The following is a 2,875-nucleotide window of genomic DNA, read 5'->3' as shown; positions in this document are numbered from 1 at the left end:
GAATTGCTGGAGTGAATCCATTTCTTGTGAGTTAGTTACGAGTCCTTCTCTCAGCCTAATAACTTCTCCTTATCCTTACAACTTGATTAGGATTGCTATAGTGAGTGAGGTGTGATGCGTGATGAACCACGGTGCTGCTTCATCACGCATCACCACTAAATGGAAGTTCAACTGAGAATGGAGCCTGCGAACAAAGGAAACCAATTCAGCATGAAACTGGATTGCATTGGGAGAATCATCAGCATTTCCGTTCCAGTGAAATTCCCCCAGTGCCGCTTTATCTGTCGAGGATAGGTTGCTAGGTAATAGTAGTCATGATCACCCTGCTCTCCACCAAAATAGATAAAGCCGAGCGGTTTTGCTCCATTGGTTGTCGCCAAGATACACCTGCTGGGCATCTCCTTGGGCATTGGCAACGACAATGGCGGTGGTGCAAGAACCATTGGATCGGATAAAAGTGCGCTCTCAAAGTCTGTAGGAGAGCAGCGCTTCTCTTGAAAGTAGAACTGGATCTTGAAGCAGGGGCCATACATCCAGTACTGTGCTTCACTCAGAAATTGCAGGTTCCTAGAAGCATGTAAATTCATCACCTAGACTGAAGGTCTGACGACTCTGTGAAGTGGTAGCAAGCAACCTTCATCCTAGCCCATCGCTTTTGTTCAGTATTTCAACGTAGGATTGGATTGCGATCGCTCCTCTACCCCCATTCTGACCAACCCCGATCGCCCTACCGAGTACTCATCCCAAAATCAAAATTTTTCTGAATTTCAAAGCTTGGCCTAGGTTCTGCGTCACCAGAGCGATCGCCTCATGCACTTCACCAGAGCGATCGCTGCTTTGAAAATAGAAGACTATGCGGGTAGTTGAGTAACAGGAAGCGGAACGAGCTGAAACTGATAGCCCAGCCGCTCGAATTGCTTTGCAGTCTCTTCAAACGTTGTGCTTGAGAGCGTTACCCAGTGTCGCTAGCCCGGTAATCCTGATAGAGCTGATGCTGCTTCAGTATGTGATAGACCGCAATCAACCATTGATGGGCCACGGCAACAATTGCTCGCTTGTGTCCTGTACTGAGGTCTTGGACTTAAGATATCACCCAAAAAACAGCGTTTCTCCTGCGAGAAAGATTGTAGAATGTTGAATCTAGCATGCTTGACTACCTTTCTCATCACCGTTTAACTCAATGCTTAGGTTCCGCTAAACCCCCTGCTTCTTCCCAACAGCAGCAGCTAAATGCAAATCACTTATCAAAGCGGCAGCAAACAACGTTGCAGATAGCGCTGTGGGCAGAGGATAAGCTGGATGCACAGGTTGCACCTCAAACGAAACGACTCTTGTTGCGGGCTTTTGCTGTTTATAGACGACGCGATCGCCTAAGCGCAGATACTTTAGCTCGGTATCGTCATCACCTCAAACAACAGTTTAGGGAGTGCCTCACTCAACCAGAACATCAGCATTTGAGGCGATCGCCCCTCTGCTTCACCAGCTTTCCTTACTATCTTTCGCTGTTGTTAGACGAATCCTCCCACACACCACTAGTGTCTCAGCAAAACCAGAATCAACGATTGATGTCAGGCATGTCTGGAAAAGGAAAATTCGCCGTCTGGTGGACTCACCATCATAGAAATCTGCTGGCTCTGGTGAAAGTTGGGCTAGCAAATTGCACCAATCATGCCAAAACAGTAAAGCTTAAGCAGGGACTGGGCAGTATCAGCCTGATTCCCATCAAAATCGGTAAGAGAGGGGTCAAAGTTCGAAACGTTTGGATTCACTATCACGACCTCTATCACCTTGAAGTGGCTCAGCTCGATCGCATTCAGATGGGAAACTATTGGGTGAGTGGTGTTAACGGCATTAATGGGCGGGTCTTTCATGACGCTCCCATTGTGGAGGAATACGACAGCTTTTTGGATGAAGCCCGAATTGCTATCCACGAAAGCCTCACACGTCCTTCCGCTTTCAGCCAACTCAAACTGCTTTGCTGGCTAGGATTGCTACTCATACAGGGGATTAATCCTTGGGCCGTAATCATCCGTCACATGAAAAGCTTGAAAAAGAAGCAGGCAGAGCTTTGGCTATAGCTTCTACCCGTGAGTACTCTGGGATGTAGTTAAACTCAGCGGAGCAGTCACCCACCCCACAAGGAATAATTTGGCACCCTTGCCAGAGTTTTGAAAAACCGGCGATCGCCTCTGGCCCTTTACTAAAGCGATCGCCCCTATAACTTTTTCCATTTGGGGAACGCAACCTCATTCACTGAACTGCTGCTCATCCCTGCTAGATGTCCAAGGTTTGGACATCTGCTTGCAGTAGCTCTGGGGTTAAAAGGCGATCGCCCTTGTGAAAACAGATAGAGGGGCGATGAGCAGCTAAGGTGCTTGCTGCACGCCTTGGCGGAGTGGGATTTGAATGATGAACTCAGTGCCCCTGCCAGGCGTTGAAATGCACTCTAATCTGCCCCGATGTTTTTCGGTGATGATTTGGTAGCTAATCGACATCCCCATCCCAGTGCCTTTCCCCAATGCCTTGGTCGTGAAGAAGGGATCAAAGATGCGTTTTTGCACCGCTTGCGCAATCCCCACTCCGTTGTCCGCGATCGCCACTTCTACCCAGGCAGCGTCAACCATTGATGTGCGGATGGTAATGCGGCTGGGGTGGTCTTTCAGCTCTTGATAAGTGCGCTTGGCGTTGTTTTCCTCGATCGCATCAATAGCATTGACCAAGATATTCATAAACACTTGGTTGAGCTGTCCGGCGTAGCATTCAACCAGGGGTAGCTTCGTGCAGTGTTTGATAACCTCGATTTCTGGCCGTTCGGATCTAGCTTTGAGACGGTGTTGCAGAATCAGCAGCGTGCTGTCGATGCCTTCGTGAACAT

4 protein-coding genes are annotated in these 2,875 nt (G+C 48.6%); 1 reads left to right on the top strand and 3 read right to left on the bottom strand.

The window, feature by feature from the left end:
- Positions 1-167: 167 nt before the first annotated feature.
- A complete protein-coding gene (locus tag H6F68_RS08030; protein ID WP_190557966.1) occupies positions 168-587 on the bottom strand; it encodes a hypothetical protein in 420 nt (139 codons plus the stop codon).
- 558 nt (positions 588-1,145) lie between these two features.
- On the opposite strand from H6F68_RS08030, the gene H6F68_RS28415 reads away from it, so the two are divergent.
- Positions 1,146-2,078 carry a hypothetical protein gene (locus tag H6F68_RS28415; protein ID WP_199299977.1) on the top strand — a complete coding sequence of 311 codons (933 nt, stop codon included), beginning with the start codon at positions 1,146-1,148 and terminating at the stop codon, positions 2,076-2,078.
- 3 nt (positions 2,079-2,081) lie between these two features.
- On the opposite strand, the gene H6F68_RS08020 is transcribed toward H6F68_RS28415, so the two are convergent.
- Positions 2,082-2,231 (bottom strand): hypothetical protein, encoded by a 150-nt coding sequence (locus tag H6F68_RS08020; RefSeq protein ID WP_190557965.1) that lies wholly within the window; start codon positions 2,229-2,231, stop codon positions 2,082-2,084.
- Positions 2,232-2,366: 135 nt separating this feature from the next.
- On the bottom strand, positions 2,367-2,875 hold a 509-nt coding region (locus tag H6F68_RS08015), incomplete at its 5' end, for a sensor histidine kinase (RefSeq protein ID WP_242065411.1).

The organism is Trichocoleus sp. FACHB-262 (assembly GCF_014696035.1).
Lineage (GTDB): Bacteria > Cyanobacteriota > Cyanobacteriia > FACHB-46 > FACHB-46 > Trichocoleus.
Note: the sequence above shows the minus strand (reverse complement) of the source record. Positions and strands in the feature narration are given on the sequence as shown.